This window comes from Sporolactobacillus sp. CQH2019 (assembly GCF_028765345.1).
In the GTDB taxonomy this organism is placed as follows: Bacteria; Bacillota; Bacilli; order Bacillales; family Sporolactobacillaceae; genus Sporolactobacillus.
Window position 1 is genome coordinate 338,961 of sequence record NZ_JARAJZ010000001.1, and the last position, 15,476, is coordinate 354,436.

Annotated in this window: 18 protein-coding genes; 6 read left to right on the forward strand and 12 right to left on the reverse strand. The window is 51.0% G+C overall.

The window, feature by feature from the left end; all coding sequences use genetic code 11:
* Positions 1 to 44: 44 nt before the first annotated feature.
* From cydC to OYT88_RS01620, 5 genes are all read right to left on the reverse strand, one after another.
* Positions 45 to 1,790: a thiol reductant ABC exporter subunit CydC gene (gene cydC / locus OYT88_RS01600; RefSeq protein WP_274397605.1), complete on the reverse strand. Its 1,746-nt coding sequence runs from the start codon at positions 1,788 to 1,790 to the stop codon at positions 45 to 47.
* Complete coding sequence (gene cydD, locus OYT88_RS01605; RefSeq protein ID WP_274397879.1) at positions 1,787 to 3,511, reverse strand: thiol reductant ABC exporter subunit CydD; 1,725 nt, start codon at positions 3,509 to 3,511, stop codon at positions 1,787 to 1,789. Before cydD ends, cydC begins: the two co-directional genes overlap by 4 nt.
* Positions 3,512 to 3,572: 61 nt before the next feature.
* The gene (gene cydB, locus OYT88_RS01610) at positions 3,573 to 4,589 is read right to left on the reverse strand and encodes a cytochrome d ubiquinol oxidase subunit II (RefSeq protein ID WP_274397880.1); all 1,017 of its coding nucleotides are present in this window, start codon (positions 4,587 to 4,589) and stop codon (positions 3,573 to 3,575) included.
* The gene (locus OYT88_RS01615) at positions 4,573 to 5,976 is read right to left on the reverse strand and encodes a cytochrome ubiquinol oxidase subunit I (protein WP_274397606.1); all 1,404 of its coding nucleotides are present in this window, start codon (positions 5,974 to 5,976) and stop codon (positions 4,573 to 4,575) included. The genes cydB and OYT88_RS01615 overlap by 17 nt, the downstream gene beginning before the upstream one ends.
* A 780-nt stretch (positions 5,977 to 6,756) precedes the next feature.
* Entirely contained in the window at positions 6,757 to 7,089 is a 333-nt protein-coding gene (locus OYT88_RS01620) for a MerR family transcriptional regulator (protein WP_274397607.1), read from the reverse strand.
* Between the two features lie 210 nt (positions 7,090 to 7,299).
* On the opposite strand from OYT88_RS01620, the gene ykzB reads away from it, so the two are divergent.
* Together ykzB and fbpA are read left to right on the forward strand one after the other, a co-directional pair.
* Positions 7,300 to 7,437 (forward strand): protein YkzB, encoded by a 138-nt coding sequence (ykzB, locus tag OYT88_RS01625; RefSeq protein WP_274397608.1) that lies wholly within the window; start codon positions 7,300 to 7,302, stop codon positions 7,435 to 7,437.
* An 80-nt stretch (positions 7,438 to 7,517) separates the two neighbouring features.
* Positions 7,518 to 7,676, forward strand: coding sequence for a Fur-regulated basic protein FbpA (fbpA, locus tag OYT88_RS01630; RefSeq protein WP_274397609.1), 159 nt, complete (start codon positions 7,518 to 7,520; stop codon positions 7,674 to 7,676).
* Positions 7,677 to 7,753: 77 nt separating this feature from the next.
* Here the strand turns inward: fbpA and OYT88_RS01635 are convergent, their stop codons facing one another.
* From OYT88_RS01635 to OYT88_RS01645, 3 genes are all read right to left on the reverse strand, one after another.
* Positions 7,754 to 8,023, reverse strand: coding sequence for a hypothetical protein (locus tag OYT88_RS01635; RefSeq protein ID WP_274397610.1), 270 nt, complete (start codon positions 8,021 to 8,023; stop codon positions 7,754 to 7,756).
* A 37-nt stretch (positions 8,024 to 8,060) separates the two neighbouring features.
* Positions 8,061 to 8,678 carry an RBBP9/YdeN family alpha/beta hydrolase gene (locus tag OYT88_RS01640; protein WP_274397611.1) on the reverse strand — a complete coding sequence of 206 codons (618 nt, stop codon included), beginning with the start codon at positions 8,676 to 8,678 and terminating at the stop codon, positions 8,061 to 8,063.
* Positions 8,679 to 8,788: 110 nt separating this feature from the next.
* Entirely contained in the window at positions 8,789 to 9,388 is a 600-nt protein-coding gene (locus tag OYT88_RS01645; protein WP_274397612.1) for a phosphatidylglycerophosphatase A family protein, read from the reverse strand.
* Between the two features lie 170 nt (positions 9,389 to 9,558).
* On the opposite strand from OYT88_RS01645, the gene OYT88_RS01650 reads away from it, so the two are divergent.
* Both OYT88_RS01650 and OYT88_RS01655 read left to right on the forward strand, forming a co-directional pair.
* A complete protein-coding gene (locus OYT88_RS01650; RefSeq protein WP_274397613.1) occupies positions 9,559 to 10,293 on the forward strand; it encodes an alpha/beta hydrolase in 735 nt (244 codons plus the stop codon).
* 225 nt (positions 10,294 to 10,518) lie between these two features.
* Positions 10,519 to 11,205 (forward strand): DUF421 domain-containing protein, encoded by a 687-nt coding sequence (locus OYT88_RS01655; RefSeq protein WP_274397614.1) that lies wholly within the window; start codon positions 10,519 to 10,521, stop codon positions 11,203 to 11,205.
* A gap of 62 nt (positions 11,206 to 11,267) precedes the next feature.
* Here OYT88_RS01655 and OYT88_RS01660 read toward each other — a convergent pair whose 3' ends face one another.
* From OYT88_RS01660 to OYT88_RS01670, 3 genes are all read right to left on the reverse strand, one after another.
* On the reverse strand, positions 11,268 to 11,507 hold the full coding sequence (locus OYT88_RS01660; RefSeq protein WP_274397615.1) for a hypothetical protein: 240 nt from the start codon (positions 11,505 to 11,507) through the stop codon (positions 11,268 to 11,270).
* Positions 11,508 to 11,570: 63 nt separating this feature from the next.
* Positions 11,571 to 12,563 carry a hypothetical protein gene (locus OYT88_RS01665; protein ID WP_274397616.1) on the reverse strand — a complete coding sequence of 331 codons (993 nt, stop codon included), beginning with the start codon at positions 12,561 to 12,563 and terminating at the stop codon, positions 11,571 to 11,573.
* A gap of 255 nt (positions 12,564 to 12,818) precedes the next feature.
* Positions 12,819 to 13,571, reverse strand: a complete 753-nt coding sequence (locus OYT88_RS01670; protein ID WP_274397617.1) for a BMQ_0737 family morphogenetic spore coat protein — start codon at positions 13,569 to 13,571, stop codon at positions 12,819 to 12,821.
* A 257-nt stretch (positions 13,572 to 13,828) separates the two neighbouring features.
* Between OYT88_RS01670 and OYT88_RS01675 the strand changes: the two genes are divergently transcribed.
* Both OYT88_RS01675 and OYT88_RS01680 read left to right on the forward strand, forming a co-directional pair.
* Positions 13,829 to 13,975, forward strand: a complete 147-nt coding sequence (locus OYT88_RS01675) for a hypothetical protein (RefSeq protein WP_274397618.1) — start codon at positions 13,829 to 13,831, stop codon at positions 13,973 to 13,975.
* Between the two features lie 110 nt (positions 13,976 to 14,085).
* A complete protein-coding gene (locus tag OYT88_RS01680) occupies positions 14,086 to 14,466 on the forward strand; it encodes a hypothetical protein (RefSeq protein WP_274397619.1) in 381 nt (126 codons plus the stop codon).
* Between the two features lie 60 nt (positions 14,467 to 14,526).
* Here the strand turns inward: OYT88_RS01680 and fabI are convergent, their stop codons facing one another.
* Positions 14,527 to 15,303, reverse strand: coding sequence for an enoyl-ACP reductase FabI (gene fabI, locus OYT88_RS01685; RefSeq protein WP_274397620.1), 777 nt, complete (start codon positions 15,301 to 15,303; stop codon positions 14,527 to 14,529).
* Positions 15,304 to 15,476 lie beyond the last annotated feature (173 nt).

Sequence of the window (15,476 nt, forward strand, 5' to 3'; positions counted from 1 at the left end):
TGCAAGGAGTTTATATAAAGCGGCCTTCTTTATCCGGCCGGTCCCTAGAGCATCTGTTTCAGGTGTTCGGGGACATCGAGCTGATAGAGACGGCGGTAGCGGCTGTTCGTTTGCAGCAGACGGTCGTGAGTCCCTTCCATCACGATCTCTCCGTCTTCCATAAAAACGACCTGATCCATCTTCTCCGCCCCGACCAGATGGTGCGTAATCCAGATCAACGTTTTCCCCGCCAGCGTTCGGAAAATAGTCGACAGAAGTTCTTTTTCCGTAGTCGGGTCCAGGCCGACTGTCGGTTCATCAAGAACCACCACCGGAGCCTTCCTTAAAAGAATCCGGGCAAGGGCCAGCCGTTCCTGCTCGCCGCCCGAGAATATATCGCCGGTTTCATGCATCTGCGTTTCGTAGCCGTCCGGAAGACTGAGAATCAAGTCGTGCAGTCCGACCAGCCTGGCGGCATTCATAATCTCTTTCTCGCTCGCATTCTCGCTGCCGAGCGCCAGATTATTGATCACCGACGTATCGAAGAGATGCGGATTCTGGTTTAGAACGGATATCTGTTTCGGCATCAGGCTGCCGATCCGGTGGGCCGGCGTTCCGTTCAGCGTCACGCGGCCGCGCTCCGGCACGAGAGAGCCGTAGATGAGGTGAGTCAAGGTCGATTTGCCCGCACCGCTTCTTCCGATCAGGGCAACCCTCTGTCCCTGGGCAATATTCAGCGAGACGTCATGGATCGCCCAGCGGCCGTCTTCTCCATACCGATAGAAGAGATGATCCGCGCGGATATCAATGCGTTCCGCTGTTTTCTTCCAGGCCTGCGGCGGTTCTTCCTGAAGATCGGCGGGCCGGCCCGTCTCGATGGTCCGCAGCCTCTTGAACGCATCTTTGTATTGAGGATATCTTTCCACCGCTTCAGACACGGGCACCAGCGATTCTGTTATGGTGAAGACTGCCAGGACGAAGGCGGCGATCAGCGTCCGGTCCATGCGATGGTCCGCAGCCATGCTGCCGGTCCAATAGACCATTGAAATCACGCAGACGCCGATGACGACCTGGCTGATCAAATCACGCCATCTTCTCATCGCATGGAGGCGGCGCTCCAGAACCATGACCTGACTTTCAAGAACTTCGTGGCTGCTGAGGAACGATTTCTGGCGGCCCGACATCATCCAGTCCTCGGCACCGAGAACGGCATCCGTCAGTTTTTCGTAAAGAAGATGCCGGGTCCGTGAAAGGCGTTCATGGCTGCGCCCGCTCCACAGAAGAGACAGCGCCGGAAAGACAACCAGCAGAATAAGAAGGTATAAAGCTGTTAAAAAAGCAAAGGAAACATCCACGTAACCAAGCAGACCGATCCAAAGGACATAAATCATCAGCGCCGATACGCCCGGAATCACCGTTCTCAGATAAATGTCCTGCAGATGTTCGATGTCGTCGGAAAGAATACCGAGAACATCGCCGGTTCTGTACTTGGAACGGAAAAAAAAGGCCGTCGGTTCAAGCATCTTATACAGACGTGTCCGCATCTCAGACAGAATTCTGAGAATCGTGTCGTGCCCGGACAGCCTGCTTGCATACTGAAAAACGGCCCTGAATATGCCAAAGGTCCTCACGCCGACAATCGGTACATAAATCATCAATATATTTTCCGGCCTGAGAGCCGCCCTTGAGATCAGATATCCGGATGTAAAAAGCAGCCCGGCCGCACAAAGGAGCGCGGCAACACTGAAACAAGCGGCAAGGAACAGACCGCGCCAATGTTTCTTCATGTACGGAACAAACCATGTTTTCATTGGATCCCCTCCAATTGTGACCGGACGAGGCTGCAGTATGAACCGTTCTTCTTCAGAAGTTCTTCCTGTGTTCCGACCTCCGCGAGCCTTCCCTGCTGAATGACGGCAATCCGATCCATCTGATCCATCCAGTGAAGGCGGTGCGTTGCCAGAAAGACCAGTTTTCCCTTAAACAGACGAATCATCGCTTCCTTCAGATCATACTCCGTTTCGATATCGAGATGGGCCGTCGGTTCATCGAGCAGCAAAATCGGCCGATTGCAAAGAAAGGCGCGTGCCAGAGCGACCCGCTGCTCCTGTCCGCCGCTCAGCTGTCTTCCTCCGGCGCCGATCTTCTCGTCCAGTCCTTGCGGGAACTGACTGATCAGCGTTTCCAGGCCGGCAGAGAGGACGGCTCCGACGATCTGCCGGTCCGTAGCTTCAGGCGCATAAAAAGCAATGTTTTCCTTGAGAGACGCACTGAAAAGATACGGATGCTGAGGAATGTAGGTAATCAGCTTCCGCCACCTCGGATCAGTCAGATCGGCTGTCCGCCCGTTTATTTTTATCAAACCCGATGCCGGCGCCAGAAATCCGCCGATTAAATCGATCAGCGTTGATTTCCCCGCCCCGCTCGTCCCAATGATGCCGAATTTTTCAAACCCGACTGTAGTGAACGTTATGGCATCCAGCGCCTTTTCTTTTTTCCCTTCCCGATAACAAACGGAACTCTCTTCAAGGGCCAGTACGGAATGATCGGACCAGGTTTCCGGGATTAAATCCGTCTGCGGACGTTCCTTTTCCGGGCGGGAGGCGAGGGCGTTCAGCTTGTGCGCCGCTTCCTTGCCGTCAAGGGTCGCATGATAATCCTGGCCCAGCTCCCTGATAGGCAGAAAATACTCGGGCGCCAGAATCAGAACGATCAGGGCCGGGTCGAGCAGAATATGACCGTCAATCAGCCTGAGACCGAGCGACACCGCAACAAAAGCGATCGACAGCATGGTAAAGAAATCGAGGGCAAATGAGGAGAGAAACGCCAGACGGAGCGTTTTCATCGTCATCACGCGGTACTTGTCGCTCACTCGTTCGATCGATTGCTGATGGCGTTTGCCGAGCCCGAGATAACATAATGTTGAAAGTCCGCGCAAGGAATCAATAAAGTGATTCGACAGCACGCGGTACGATGCCCAGCGATCGTCCATCTTTTTCTGCGCCGCAAGCCCGAGCAGAATCAGAAAAATAATCAAAACCGGCATGGTCAGCAAAAGAATCAGGGCCGACATCCGGTCCTCTGTAAAAACATAAATAAGAATCATCAGCGGAAGAATGCCGTTGGCCGCCATCTTAGGAATAAAGAGCTCCAGATACTGTCTGACCTGGGCCGCCCCTTCCAGCGTCAGCGTCACGAGATTGCCCGTTCCCTGCCCCCTGATAAATCCATGGCCAAGCTCAAAAAGCTTGGCCAGAAATTTCTTTCTCATATCCGAACTGGTGCGTTCGGCGAAACGGTAAGAAAAGTGTTTGATCAAAAAAACAAAGAAATAGCGGCAGACAAGCACGCCCAAAAAAAGAAGAGCCTCGCTGCCGATCGCCGATACGGGCCGGCCTGCAAACAGGCCGGAGACAAGATCGGCAAGCAAAATCGCCTGAAAAATGGTGCAGATCCCCTGCCCGATCGTCAGCAAGGCCGTTAAAGCAATGAGACGCTTGGCACCTTTGTATGTGAATATTTCGCGATCCATAAACAGGCTTGGCAAAAACTCGCGACCTTTGTCAGGAGGGCCAAGCGTTCACATCCTCTCTTTAGTATTGCAGTTTTTCCTTGCTCGTTACTCTTTTTCTAAAAACATAGTAGCTCCAGATGGAATAGCCGATAACGAACGGCAGCAAAACCACGGCGACAATCGTCATCACACCGAGCGAGTAGGAGCCTGAAGACGCATTATACACGGTCAGGTCGTAGGCAGATTTGATATTGCTGACCATAACCCTTGGGAACAGTCCGATGAACAGCGATGCGATGGTCAGCGCAATCAGCCCCGCATTCATACCGAACGCCCATCCGTCATGCTTCCTGACCAGAAGAATCTGCGAAAGCACAAGAGCCAGAACAGCCAATATATAAATCGGATAGAGCCATGCGCCCCGAACGGTAAAGATATCGGTGACAAAGAAGGTCACAATGACAAAGGCGAGCAAAGCGGCGGCAAGCAGCCAGAAAACCTTAGACGCAAGCGCACGTGCGCGCTGCTGCAGATCGGCCGTCGTTCTCAGGCAGAGATAGACGAGGCCGTGATAGAAACACAGCAGTGTAATCGTTATCCCTCCGAGCACTGTATAAGGATTGACAAAGCTGGTGAACACGCCGTGCATGTTCATGCTTTTGTCGATCGGCAGCCCGTAAACAAGAGAGGAAAAGACGACGCCCCAGAGAAACGGAACGAGCAGGCTCGGAATGAATATAGCCCAGTCCCACGTCTCCACCCATTTCACGCTGCCGACCTTCGCTCTGAATTCAAAGGCCGTTCCGCGGGCAATTAAAAGAAGCAGCATGACAACAAGCGGGACATAAAAACCGCTGAACAGAGTGGCATACCAGTTCGGGAATGCCGCAAACATCGCTCCTCCTGCCGTAATCAGCCATACTTCGTTAGCATCCCAGAAAGGTCCGATCGTATTGATCATCACGCGCCGCTCCGGCTCGCCGTGAGCGACAAAGCGGGTAGCCATGCCCACGCCGAAATCATACCCCTCCAAAAAGAAGAATCCGATAAACAGCACGGCAATCAGCAGAAACCATAATTCACTCAGCAACATGATGAAATCCCTCCCCATCGAACGGATCGTTTGATTCAACTATGTCCTTATTGCCGATCGCCGGTCCCTGTTTGATGACCCTGGCAAAAAGATAGACCATGACGACTCCAAGAGCGGTATAGATTGTCAGAAAAGCGATGATTGAAAACAGCAGTTCCCCTGCCGATACGTTCGGCGAAACACTGGCCGCCGTCTGCATGAAGCCAAAGACGGTCCACGGCTGACGTCCGATTTCGGTCATCAGCCATCCGGTGATGCTGCCGATGTATGGAATAAAAATTGAAGCGACCATCGCATGCAGGAACCATCTGTTTTTCAGCAACTTGTCTCTCCATGCAAGAATAGCGCCGATGATTCCAAAAACGCAGAGCACTATGCCCATCAGAGCCATGATGCGAAAGCTCCAGAATGTAGTTGCAACAGGAGGAATATAATTACCGGCTCCGTATTTCGCCGTATATTGCTTTTGCAGCGTATCTATCCCCTGGACATTGCCGTTGAAAGTCCCGTAGGAAAGAAAGTCCAGTAAATAAGGGATCTGGATTTCTCCCGAATTCTGATGCTTCTGCGCGTTGATCGAGGCAACGACCGTCCATCCCGCCGGGCTGCCGCTGTCCTTCCACAGCGCCTCGCTTGCCGCCATCTTCATCGGCTGAGTCCGGACAAGGTACTGCGCCTGGAAATGGCCGAAAAAGGCAAGCGCCAGACCGGCAATAAGGCCGACAATGATCCCTATTTTGAACGATCTTTTGAAAAAGTCAATATTTCGCTTTCTCAGAAGACAAATGGCACTGATCCCGGCCACAACAAACGCACCCGTTGCGAATGAACCGAAAACCGTATGCGGATATTCTACCCAGAGCTGCGGATTGGAAATCAGCGCGAAAAAGTTATTCATCACTGCCCGGCCGTTCTGAACAGCAAATCCGACCGGATGCTGCATAAAGGAATTGGCCGTCAGAATCCAGAGAGCCGAAAGCGTGGTTCCTGCAGTGACCAGCCAGATACAGGCGAGATGAGCGCCTTTTGACAACCGGTCCCATCCAAAGAGCCAGATGCCGATGAACGTCGATTCCATAAAGAAGGCAAGAAGCGCCTCAATGGCCAGAGGAGCGCCGAATACGTCCCCCATGAACCGTGAATACTCCGACCAGTTCATACCGAACTGAAACTCTTGCAAAATTCCTGTTACGATACCGATGGCGAAGTTGATCAGAAACAGTTTACCCCAGAACTGAGTCATCTCTTTGTAGATCTCATTCTTTTTGACAACATACAGCGTTTCCATGATTGACACGATGAGTACGAGGCCGATCGATAAGGGCACGAATAAAAAGTGGAAAATAGTTGTTGCCGCGTACTGAAATCTTGCCAGGCTCAATACATCCATACTCTTTCCTCTTTTCTTCTCCGGGAAATGGATTCCGGAATTTTTGTAAGCGGTTAAAATAACAAAGTCCTCTACAGGTGTAACAGATGTCACACATCCACTTATTACTTTACAACTTCTTCAGCCATCTGTTATGACCACATCATGGCAATTCAGTGAACGATTTGTGCCTATAATCTATCTATTCTGTGACGCCGCAGCCATTTCATTGATTTATGAATACCGGCCGATTCAAACAGGTCCCGTAAGTATGAATGATGAAAAAAGCCCGCGGACATGATCCGGCTTTTTCTAATCTGCGTATCTGTTATGCGGCACCGCCCCGGCTCCGCTTATTTAATCGCTTCTTAAGCCCTTTCATTAAGCCATTTTGTATATTTCGGCTGCAAAGAAAAATAAATCCGGAGCATTCGGTAAATGAGAATAAAGCGGCCGGACCGGGACGGTATCCGCTATTAAAAATCCAATGAACAAAACAAAATATGCGCTGCCGGCTGCGCAAAAGAAATAATTTTTTCTCAACTGTAAATGAATGATGTCACACTGCAAGAAGCGGCGAAAGCCATAGAATTCCCGCCGGAAAAAACCCGGCCTCATCTGCCAAAGGCTCGGCGAGGCCGGGTTGCGGAGGACCGGGACGCCTTCATGCCGGACAGGCCGCCGGTTCTACACCTTAATAATCTATGCTTCCAACAGTACAAAAAAGCCGGCACGGCGGCCGGCAGGAAACAAGTCTGTCATTCATCGAGGATTCCCGGCGTTGCAAACAGCGGCAGCTGCTTAATCCCTTTTATTGAAATAGGCATTCAGCTGCCCGCGGATCATCCGTTCCCTGAATTTATTGTCATACCGTTTGTTTTGTTTCTTCAGCATTTCTCTCCGCAGTTCGGACGTCTGCATGCCGTCCTCCATTTTATCGGCGATTTCCATTAATGTCTCAACATCCGTAAAAGAATACTTGCGGTTGCCCCGATCAGAACGTTCAGGAAATATCAGCTTCCTCTTCTCATAATAGCGGATCTGACGTTCGCTCAGACCGGTCAGTTCACAGACTGTCCCGATTGAAATCACCTTTTTAAACAGATAAGCGTCTTTTTGAGAATGCGCGGCCATTCAACGGCCCCCCCCTTTCCATTCCGCTTCCGCTTTAAAGCATCGCATCATTCATTGTAAGATAATATTACATCTACAAAAACTGCTTCGCAATCACATTGTCATATATTCTGACACATTATTAGACTTCTCCGGAAATTCTTATTAAAATAAAAAGGGGAAAGAGGAAAATCAAAAAACTGCGGTTCAGTTTTTTCGGGAGGCAGAATCATGAATCAGGAAAAAGTCCGGCGTTTAGCTGAAAAAATTATTCAGCTTGATATCAAACGTGACGAATTATATGAAGAACTGATTGCCATCAGCGGCGAACGCGCGGCGGAAATCCTCAGGTCGGTGCAAAATCACTGACCGCGCCCGGAAAACGGGCCACTTCCGCGTCCTGCCGTCCCCGAACCGGTCAAGAGGAATTTAAGAGGAGAGATCATGCGATGCCAAATCATTTTCAGAATGCACTTGAGCAGAAAAAAGATGATCTAATCGTAAAATTACTGGACAGAGGCATATATAAAACCAAAAATCATCAGCTGTATGAATTATCTTTAAGTGAACTGGAACGTGCCTACCGGCAGCTGTCCAAGACAAATTAACCCATTAAGCAGACAGAAAAGACGTCTCATCGATCGATTTTACGATGAGGCGCTTTGTTTCATATCATGAGCACGGATTATTTTTCAAAAAGACTCAGCTGCTTTTCCCCTCCGTTCAGCTTTGCATAGGCGGCCGTCATTTTCTCATAGAGATCCCCGAAAAAGCGCCGGGGAATGTGTTCCAGAAAACCGCCCCCGCCGAAAAACTCAACGTAATCCTGATCCGTCAGTTCTTCAAAAGAATTCAGTACACCCAGTTTCGGATGAAAAACGCCGTCAAAATACCCCGCATAGGCATCCATAGGCGCTACGGGCGTTTGATAGGCAAAAATATAAAGTCTGCTCATTTAACCGGTCCTCCTCCTGAAGCAGCCGTCCGTTCATTCAGATGCCCGTCCTTCCCGCCGGCGTTTCCTGCACCGCTATCCGGGCCGGACCGTCCGGAAAGGGCAGCGAACCGTCAAGGCAGGCATCCATGATCCATGGCCACGGTCCGTATCCGGATTTAACGTTGATGTGCCCCATACCGGGAAACGTCAGGCAGGGAACCCCGTACTTATAATACTGGGAAACAGTGCTCTGCGGAAAAAAGGGATCAGTTGAAGAGGTCACAATAAGCGTTCTGTCCGCGGCTTCCGCCAGAGATGCCGTATTGTCGGGAAGCGGGAAAAAATCCTCAATAGCTTTTTCGTTCAGGAACTGCGAGGGAGGGCAGACAAGAATGGCTTTCCTCACTTTTCTTCTGAGAGGCTGTGCCGCATAGTGAAACCAGAGGACGCACCCGAGACTGTGTGCGATAACAACCGTTTTTTCATTTTCGGGGACGGACGCCATGATATTATTCAGCCGGGCGAGCCAGACCGCTTTCCGGGGACAGTCCCAGTCGGGAAACTGGGGAAAACAGACACGCTCCCCCCTTGCCTTCAATTCGTGAAACAGCCATTCCTGCCAGTGGCCGCCCCGACTTCCGCCCAGACCGTGCAGGATCAGGAAATTCGTCATCACCAGCACCTCATTTTTTAAAATTTCAGCAAGTCTGTTTACAATAAATTTAAAATTATTATAACATAAAAAAAACGGATCCCGATATTCCGGATCACGTTTTTTTATTTCTATTTTCCCCGCGGAAGGCGCCGCTCCTCTTGATCCCGGACGCGATGAGCCAGCCTGCTCGACGCATCGGCGGCAATGCTGCAGACAATATCATCCAGGAATGTGTTCACTTTTCCTTTCTTTGCCTGATCAAGCCGCCCGATAATTTTCGGCTTGACTTTATCCAGATAACCGAACGTTGTTGCTGCGATACTGCCGAAACTGGAAACGGCTCCCAGCGCAATCGTTTCATCGACGCCGAACAGGCCTTCATCCTGATCGATCAGAGACTGCAGGGGCTCGGACAGCATTTTTTTCTCGGCCAGCTTATCGAGTTCGGCACCGACAAGAACGGCATGCTGAAGTTCGCGTTTGGCAAGGGCCCCTTTCACATTTTCTATGCAGGCTTCCATCGTCAGCCCCGCCATAAACGGCGTCTGCAGATCAAAAACAATTTCGGCTATATCCTCAACAGTTACACCGCGTTCCTTCAGCGTATTTTCCGCTGCTTCAGCCACAGCGCGGGAGGTAACCCGCTTTTTATCGCCCGAATAGAAGGTGGCATCTTTCGGCAATCCGGGAGCATACGTCAGGCTTTTCGTAAATTCTTGTTTGTTCATAAAAAAAGATTTCTCCTTTCGTTACGTGTCGCTCATATTATTATTCTTCGAATGCGGTCCGGTTTTTTATTCCTTCGCATCGCATCAAAATGATCAAAACAACGCGCGGCTCCCCGTTGTCCATTTTATGCTAATATGGAAGAAAAAATGAATGTTGGAGGGGTAAAAAGATGAAGCTTCAGGGAAAAATGTCGGACATAGCGGTCGAAAGCAAGTTATTGATGCAAACACTCCCCGTAATCAGCTATCTCCCTCCGGACTACGATCCGGATCGCAGATATCCTTTACTTATTGCACAGGACGGGCGCGACTATCTGCAGATCGGCCGGCTTTTCAGCACGGCGGATGACTGGATCGGCAAGAACATCATCCGGGCGATCGTTGTCATCGCCATTCCTTATGAAAATCTGGAATCACGGCGGCAATTATACCATCCCGACGGCCCGAAGAACCGCTCCTATCTACGTGCGCTTTCCGAAGAAATCGTGCCGCAGATCGCCGGGCGGATTTCGATCGACCCCGATCCCGAGAGCCGCACATTGATCGGCGACTCGCTCGGCGGAACAGTCTCGCTGGCGGCGGCACTGGAACGGCCCGATCTGTTCCGCGGCGTCATCATGCAATCTCCCTACGTCAATGAGCGGATCATTGAACAAATCGGATCCACAGAAGCCATCCGCGCTTTGTCTATTTACCACTCCATCGGCAGAGAAGAAACGGCTGTCAAAACCACGCGGGGAACGGTGGAGGATTTTCTTCTCCCGAACCGGATGCTTCATCGTGCCCTGAGCCGGTCCGGGCCGAACCACTATACCTTTCATGAACTGGACGGCGGCCATACATGGCGTTCATGGAAGCCTGATGTCCGCAGCGCTCTGCTTGAAAGGTTTTATGCCGATGCGTAATTGCATCGCTATCATAGCGCAAAAGCCTCTCATGAATCAAGAAAGAGAATCGATCATTGCAAAGAAACTCTGTCCATAATCAATGACTGCCCTTTCCGACAGCAGCGCTGCCACGCAAGGACGCCGCTCTGAATAAAAAAAATGACGCGGTTCATCCTAAATTCGACGATTGAAAACCGCGCAGCCGATCCTTGCGGCATGCCTGAAAAAGAAGGGAACAGGAAAATGGAATCGTTTTTATCGATCATTGTCGAGCTGACGGTCGGTTTATTCGGCTTGCTGCTGCTCACAAAAGTGATGGGAAGGGCATCGATGTCCGAAGCCACGCCCTTCGATTTTATCGCCATGATCGTTGTCGGCGATTTTGTAAGCGATGCAATTTACGATCCGAAAGCCAACATTTTTAAAGTACTGTTTGCAATCCTGTTCTGGGGCATTCTGATTTTTCTGATCGATTTTATTACTTTGAAATTCGATCGCTCACGCGGCTTTTTTGAGAGCCGGCCGGAAATTGTGATCAGCGAAGGGATTGTTGACCGGAATGTCCTGAAAAAGAATAAAGTGGACATGAATCACCTTCAGATGCTGCTTCGCGACCGGAGTATTTTTTCATTTCGTGAAATTGAATATGCCGTTCTTGAGCCGAACGGAAAGATATCCGTCATCAGGAAGCCGGAATTCGAGACGACGATAAGAGCCGATTTTCATCTTCACGGCCGCGCGGTATCTCTGCCCTCCACCTTGATCAGCGACGGCGTCATCATTCAAAGGAATCTTAAAAAAGCGGGAAAAACCGAACAGTGGCTGCGCGATGAATTAAAAAACAGAGGAATAGAGGACCCGAAACGAGTGATGATTGCCGAATGGCGGCAGGAAGACGGGCTTTTTGTCCAGACCGTGCACCCATCCTGAAAGGCCCAAAGAAAGAGGACGCAGCCAAAGTCTCCGGCCCGCCCTTTATTCAATCTTTGCAATTATTCTTCCGTTTCGTGCTTTTCTTCCTTGGGCTCCTCGGTTTCTTCTGCCGTTCTTGGAAGCGGGAATCCCCAGAAATCGCGGGCGACCCGGCCTCTTTCATTGTCAGGGCCCTGAAAACCGGGCCTTCCGAAAAACGGCCGGTTTTCCCTTTCCGGCTGGAAAATCACTTCATCCGCTTTGATCACCAATTTATCCACGTGAATGGTCTTTGGTTCCTTCTTCTTATCTTCTGACACTGTTATCTCCTCCTGGGATGGTTTCTCGTGACACTATATGCTGATGCCCTTTAAACCGTGCGGTCAGCCGCCCAAACCGTGATGAAATGAGGCGTTAATCAGAATCTGATTAGCGCTTTTAATCTTATAGGCACCCCCGCTGAAAAAAACGAAACAATCGACGTGAAGTGTCTCAGAATATTGATAATCAAACGGGATCTGGAAGTCGTTAAACGCGATCGTCTCGCCCGGAGCGATCGTAAGATGATCGGACGGGCGGATCCAGATTTCGCCTTCTCTTTCCCCCCCGCCCGTTCCGTCGCCGTCCATAATCAGCCATCTGATCCGGCCTCCCGCATCGTCATCCGTCAGCGGATCCTCTTCCCGATAAACGCGTCCTTTCAGATCAGCGGCGTCTTCCGGCTGAAAAGAAAAGCAGAGCACCGGCGATTCCAGGGAGGCTGTTCCTGTATTTTCAATCAGGACCTGCCCCCGGACGAGACTTTTTCTTTCATCAAGAACCCACGTATAATCCAAAAGTGCGGTCGCCCGATGTTCAAACCGTCCCTCTGCTCTTTCTGCGTCCTGCCCCTCCGGTTCCTTCGGCTTCTCCCTTTCGCTTTTCAGCCGCTTTTCAAGGATGGCGAGCCGTCTTTCATACAGGGCAATCCGTTTTTCTTTATCATTAAGCTGCTCTTGAACTTCTGAAAGGAGCTGTTCGTATCCTTTCACCCGATAGCGGTAAGTTTCGATCGACATATCGGAGTCCGACCGTTGATTTTTTTCCAGATCGGCGATCCGTTTTTCCGATTCGTCGTGCTGTTTTTGTGCTTCCTGATGCTTTTGCAGAAGATCGCGGTAATCGTTTTTCAGTGAGGCGAGGCGGCCTTCGGCTTCCTGAAGCGCGCTGCCGGACTGCTTTTCTTTCAGTTTCAGCTCCTTCAGTTCCTGTTGGAGCTGAAGCGCCTCTTCCCTGGTAAAAATGATTTCCTGTTCAAGCCTCAGCGCCTTATCCCGGTAAAATTTCTGTCTGTCGGCCAGCGAAGCCATGCTCAGCGTGTTCCCATGATCAGCCAAAACGGCGCCCCCCTTAAAGTGTCTTCTTCTGAATTCATTATATGAAAGCTGTCTCCTATCATTGCCTGCCCATTTTTTTCCGGCCTGCCGCCGCTTGCGGCCTTTCAGAAGGACACCAGTCGCCGGCCGGCAGCGGAACGCGCCGCTCAAGTAAAAAACATCAAGGCAGGATCATCTTCCGCTCTTGATGCTTTCACTTTGCGTTTTTACTCGGGAAGCCCATCCGGGAAAAACGGGGGAGAGCTCCGGCGCGCTTCAGCTTTCGCTTTCTTCTGTCTCATCCTCATCCGTTTTCAGGTATCCCGGATAGATCGCCGGACGCTGTCCCGGGAAAGACGGCGGCGGGCAGTGTTCTTCTTCTTTGGGGGGCTTGATATCATTGCCTCTCGGGTCGCTGTATTTCGCCAGTACTTCCAGCTTGACTTCAGCTTCGACCTGAACGTCAACGCACAGAATGACTTCCAGTTTTACGGTCGGTTTAAAAGGCCCGTTCAAAATAAGCGAACCGCCGGAAACACGCGACCAGATTTTCGAGACCCGGCACAGCAGATCGGTGCCGTCCGGATAGCAGAGAACAAAAGATTCCAGGATACTGACGTTTGTCTGCTGCTGGACGATCGTCTTTCCCTGCCGGTCAAGAACGAGAACGCTGATATCAGAAGTAAACAGGAGATCGACAAGTTCAGCTTCGACAAGTTTTCCTGAAACCGATACCGTCACCTGGCGCTTTTCACCAATTTGTTCACAATAGAATCCTTCGCCTGCAGTTCCTTCCGAATCGCCGCCGAGCGGGAATAAAGGCGGTATTTTCGGCGTCTTTACGGTAATGCGCAGCGGCCTGCGGTGAGGATCCTCGAGCGCTTCTTCAATCTTTTCAAGCTGCTCATCGGTAAAGCGGACTTCGACTTCCTTTTTCAGCGCATCCGTGACCCAATCATAAACTTTGGGAACGCGGATGCACTCGTCCTGCAGCTCACCGATCGGCTTGGAGATCGATTTATTTCCCATAAAATCCTTCCTTTCCTGCCATTATCAGAGCATGGTTAGTTGTTTCCCTACATTGTATGGATCGGACATAGGGATTGGCACATCTCCCGCGCCCATTTTTTTAAACGGCAGCAGCCGGAAACTCGTAAAGGGGACGATCGGCGGATCAGTTTCAGACGTCCCGTACGTCCCGGAGAAAGCAAAAAAAGGAAGGTCCGTGCACCTTTTCGACAAAATCGGAATAAACTGAACGACGCCGGATCGGAAGGAGTCAAATTATGAATAAACAGGATCTTCAGGCGCTCTATCGGCAGATAAAGCAGCGAAAGGCCGGTTCCGAACAAAACAGCGGGGAATCCACGGCCGGGAAAGCCGGGAAATGCGGCACCTGCGGGAAAACAGCCTGGCGGCCGGATCAGGGGTAAATGAATAAAAAATGGGTATCCCCCAGCTCATGTATCCAGTCGGGCCGCGGTACCCGGGTTTTCGATCGTTAGAAGCCGTTTTTCGGCCGGCGCAGGGGATTTATCGGTCGGTGCAGCGAGTTTTTCGGTCGGTGCGCCCAGGTTTTCGACCGTTAGAGGCAGCTTTTCGGTCGATGCTGGATTTATCGACCGGTATAGCAGCTGTTTTCCGGCCGCCCGAGTTATCGACCATGGCCGGAAGTTTATCGGCCGGCACGGAGTGGCCGGAAGCCTATCGGTCGTTAGAAGCCGTTTTTCGGTCGTTACGCCAGATCTTTCGGTCGACGAAGGGAGCTTATCGGTCGTTACGGCCGTTTTATCGGTCATTAGAAGCCGTTTTTCGGTCGTGCGGAAGTTTATCAATCGCGGAAACACTCTCTGTCTTTCAAGAGATTGACGGACTCAGGAAAAGTCGATCATCATCTGAGGGGTACAGCAGGAAAATAAGCTAAAGAGATACTGATAATAAAAAAAATCGGAGCCGTCTCAGAACGGATCCGATCCTTTCTTCATCAAATGCTGACGATGTTGAACCCGGCATCGACATGAATCGTTTCGCCGGTAATATTTCTCGATAGATCGCTGAACAGAAACAGCGCCGTATCGCCGACGTCTTCCGGAGTAATCGAGCGGCGGAGAGGCGCTTTTTCTTCAATGATTTTAAGAGCGCTATTGAAATCAGAAATTCCCTTGGCCGATAAAGTCCGTATCGGTCCAGCAGAAATGGCGTTGACCCGAATATTTTTTTTGCCGAGATCATTGGCCAGGTATTTCACACTGGCGTCGAGGCTCGCTTTCGCGACCCCCATGACATTGTAATTTTTTACGACCCGCTCACCGCCCAGGTAAGTCATCGTCACAACGCTGCCGCCCTCGGTCATAAGGCCCTCGGCCGCTTTCAGCACGGCCGTGAGGGAGTAAGAGCTGACGTTCTGAGCCAGAAGAAAGCCTTCTCTTGTCGTATTCAAATAGTCGCCTTCAAGTTCCTCTTTCCTGGCAAAGGCAATACAGTGCGCAATGCCGTGAATCACACCGGTTTCCTCTTTAATTTTAGAAAAAGTCGCTTCAATTTCCTCGTCGCTGGTAACATCACAGGGGAAAAAGAGGCTGTCCTTTCCGTCGAGCGTGGCGGCCAGTTTTTCCACACTCTCGCGAAAGCGCTCATTGTTATAAGTGAAGATCAGGCGCGCTCCCGCTTTATCAAGAGCCCGGGCTATCCCCCAGGCAATGCTCCGCTTGTTGGCCACACCCATGACCACGTATGTACGTCCCTCAAGAGTTAAATCCATTGTCAGACCTCCTGCAAATTCTTATCGTTCAGCTGCTGTTAATATTATAGCATGAATAGTCGGACGAGTCTCCGTTCTTTCCGGGGATGTGCCGCTCATGCAGCAGATCCGGATTTCCGGCTCGGTTTCAGGTCCGCGCCTGGCCCGAAGCAGCAGGCGCGCTGCCGGGCCTA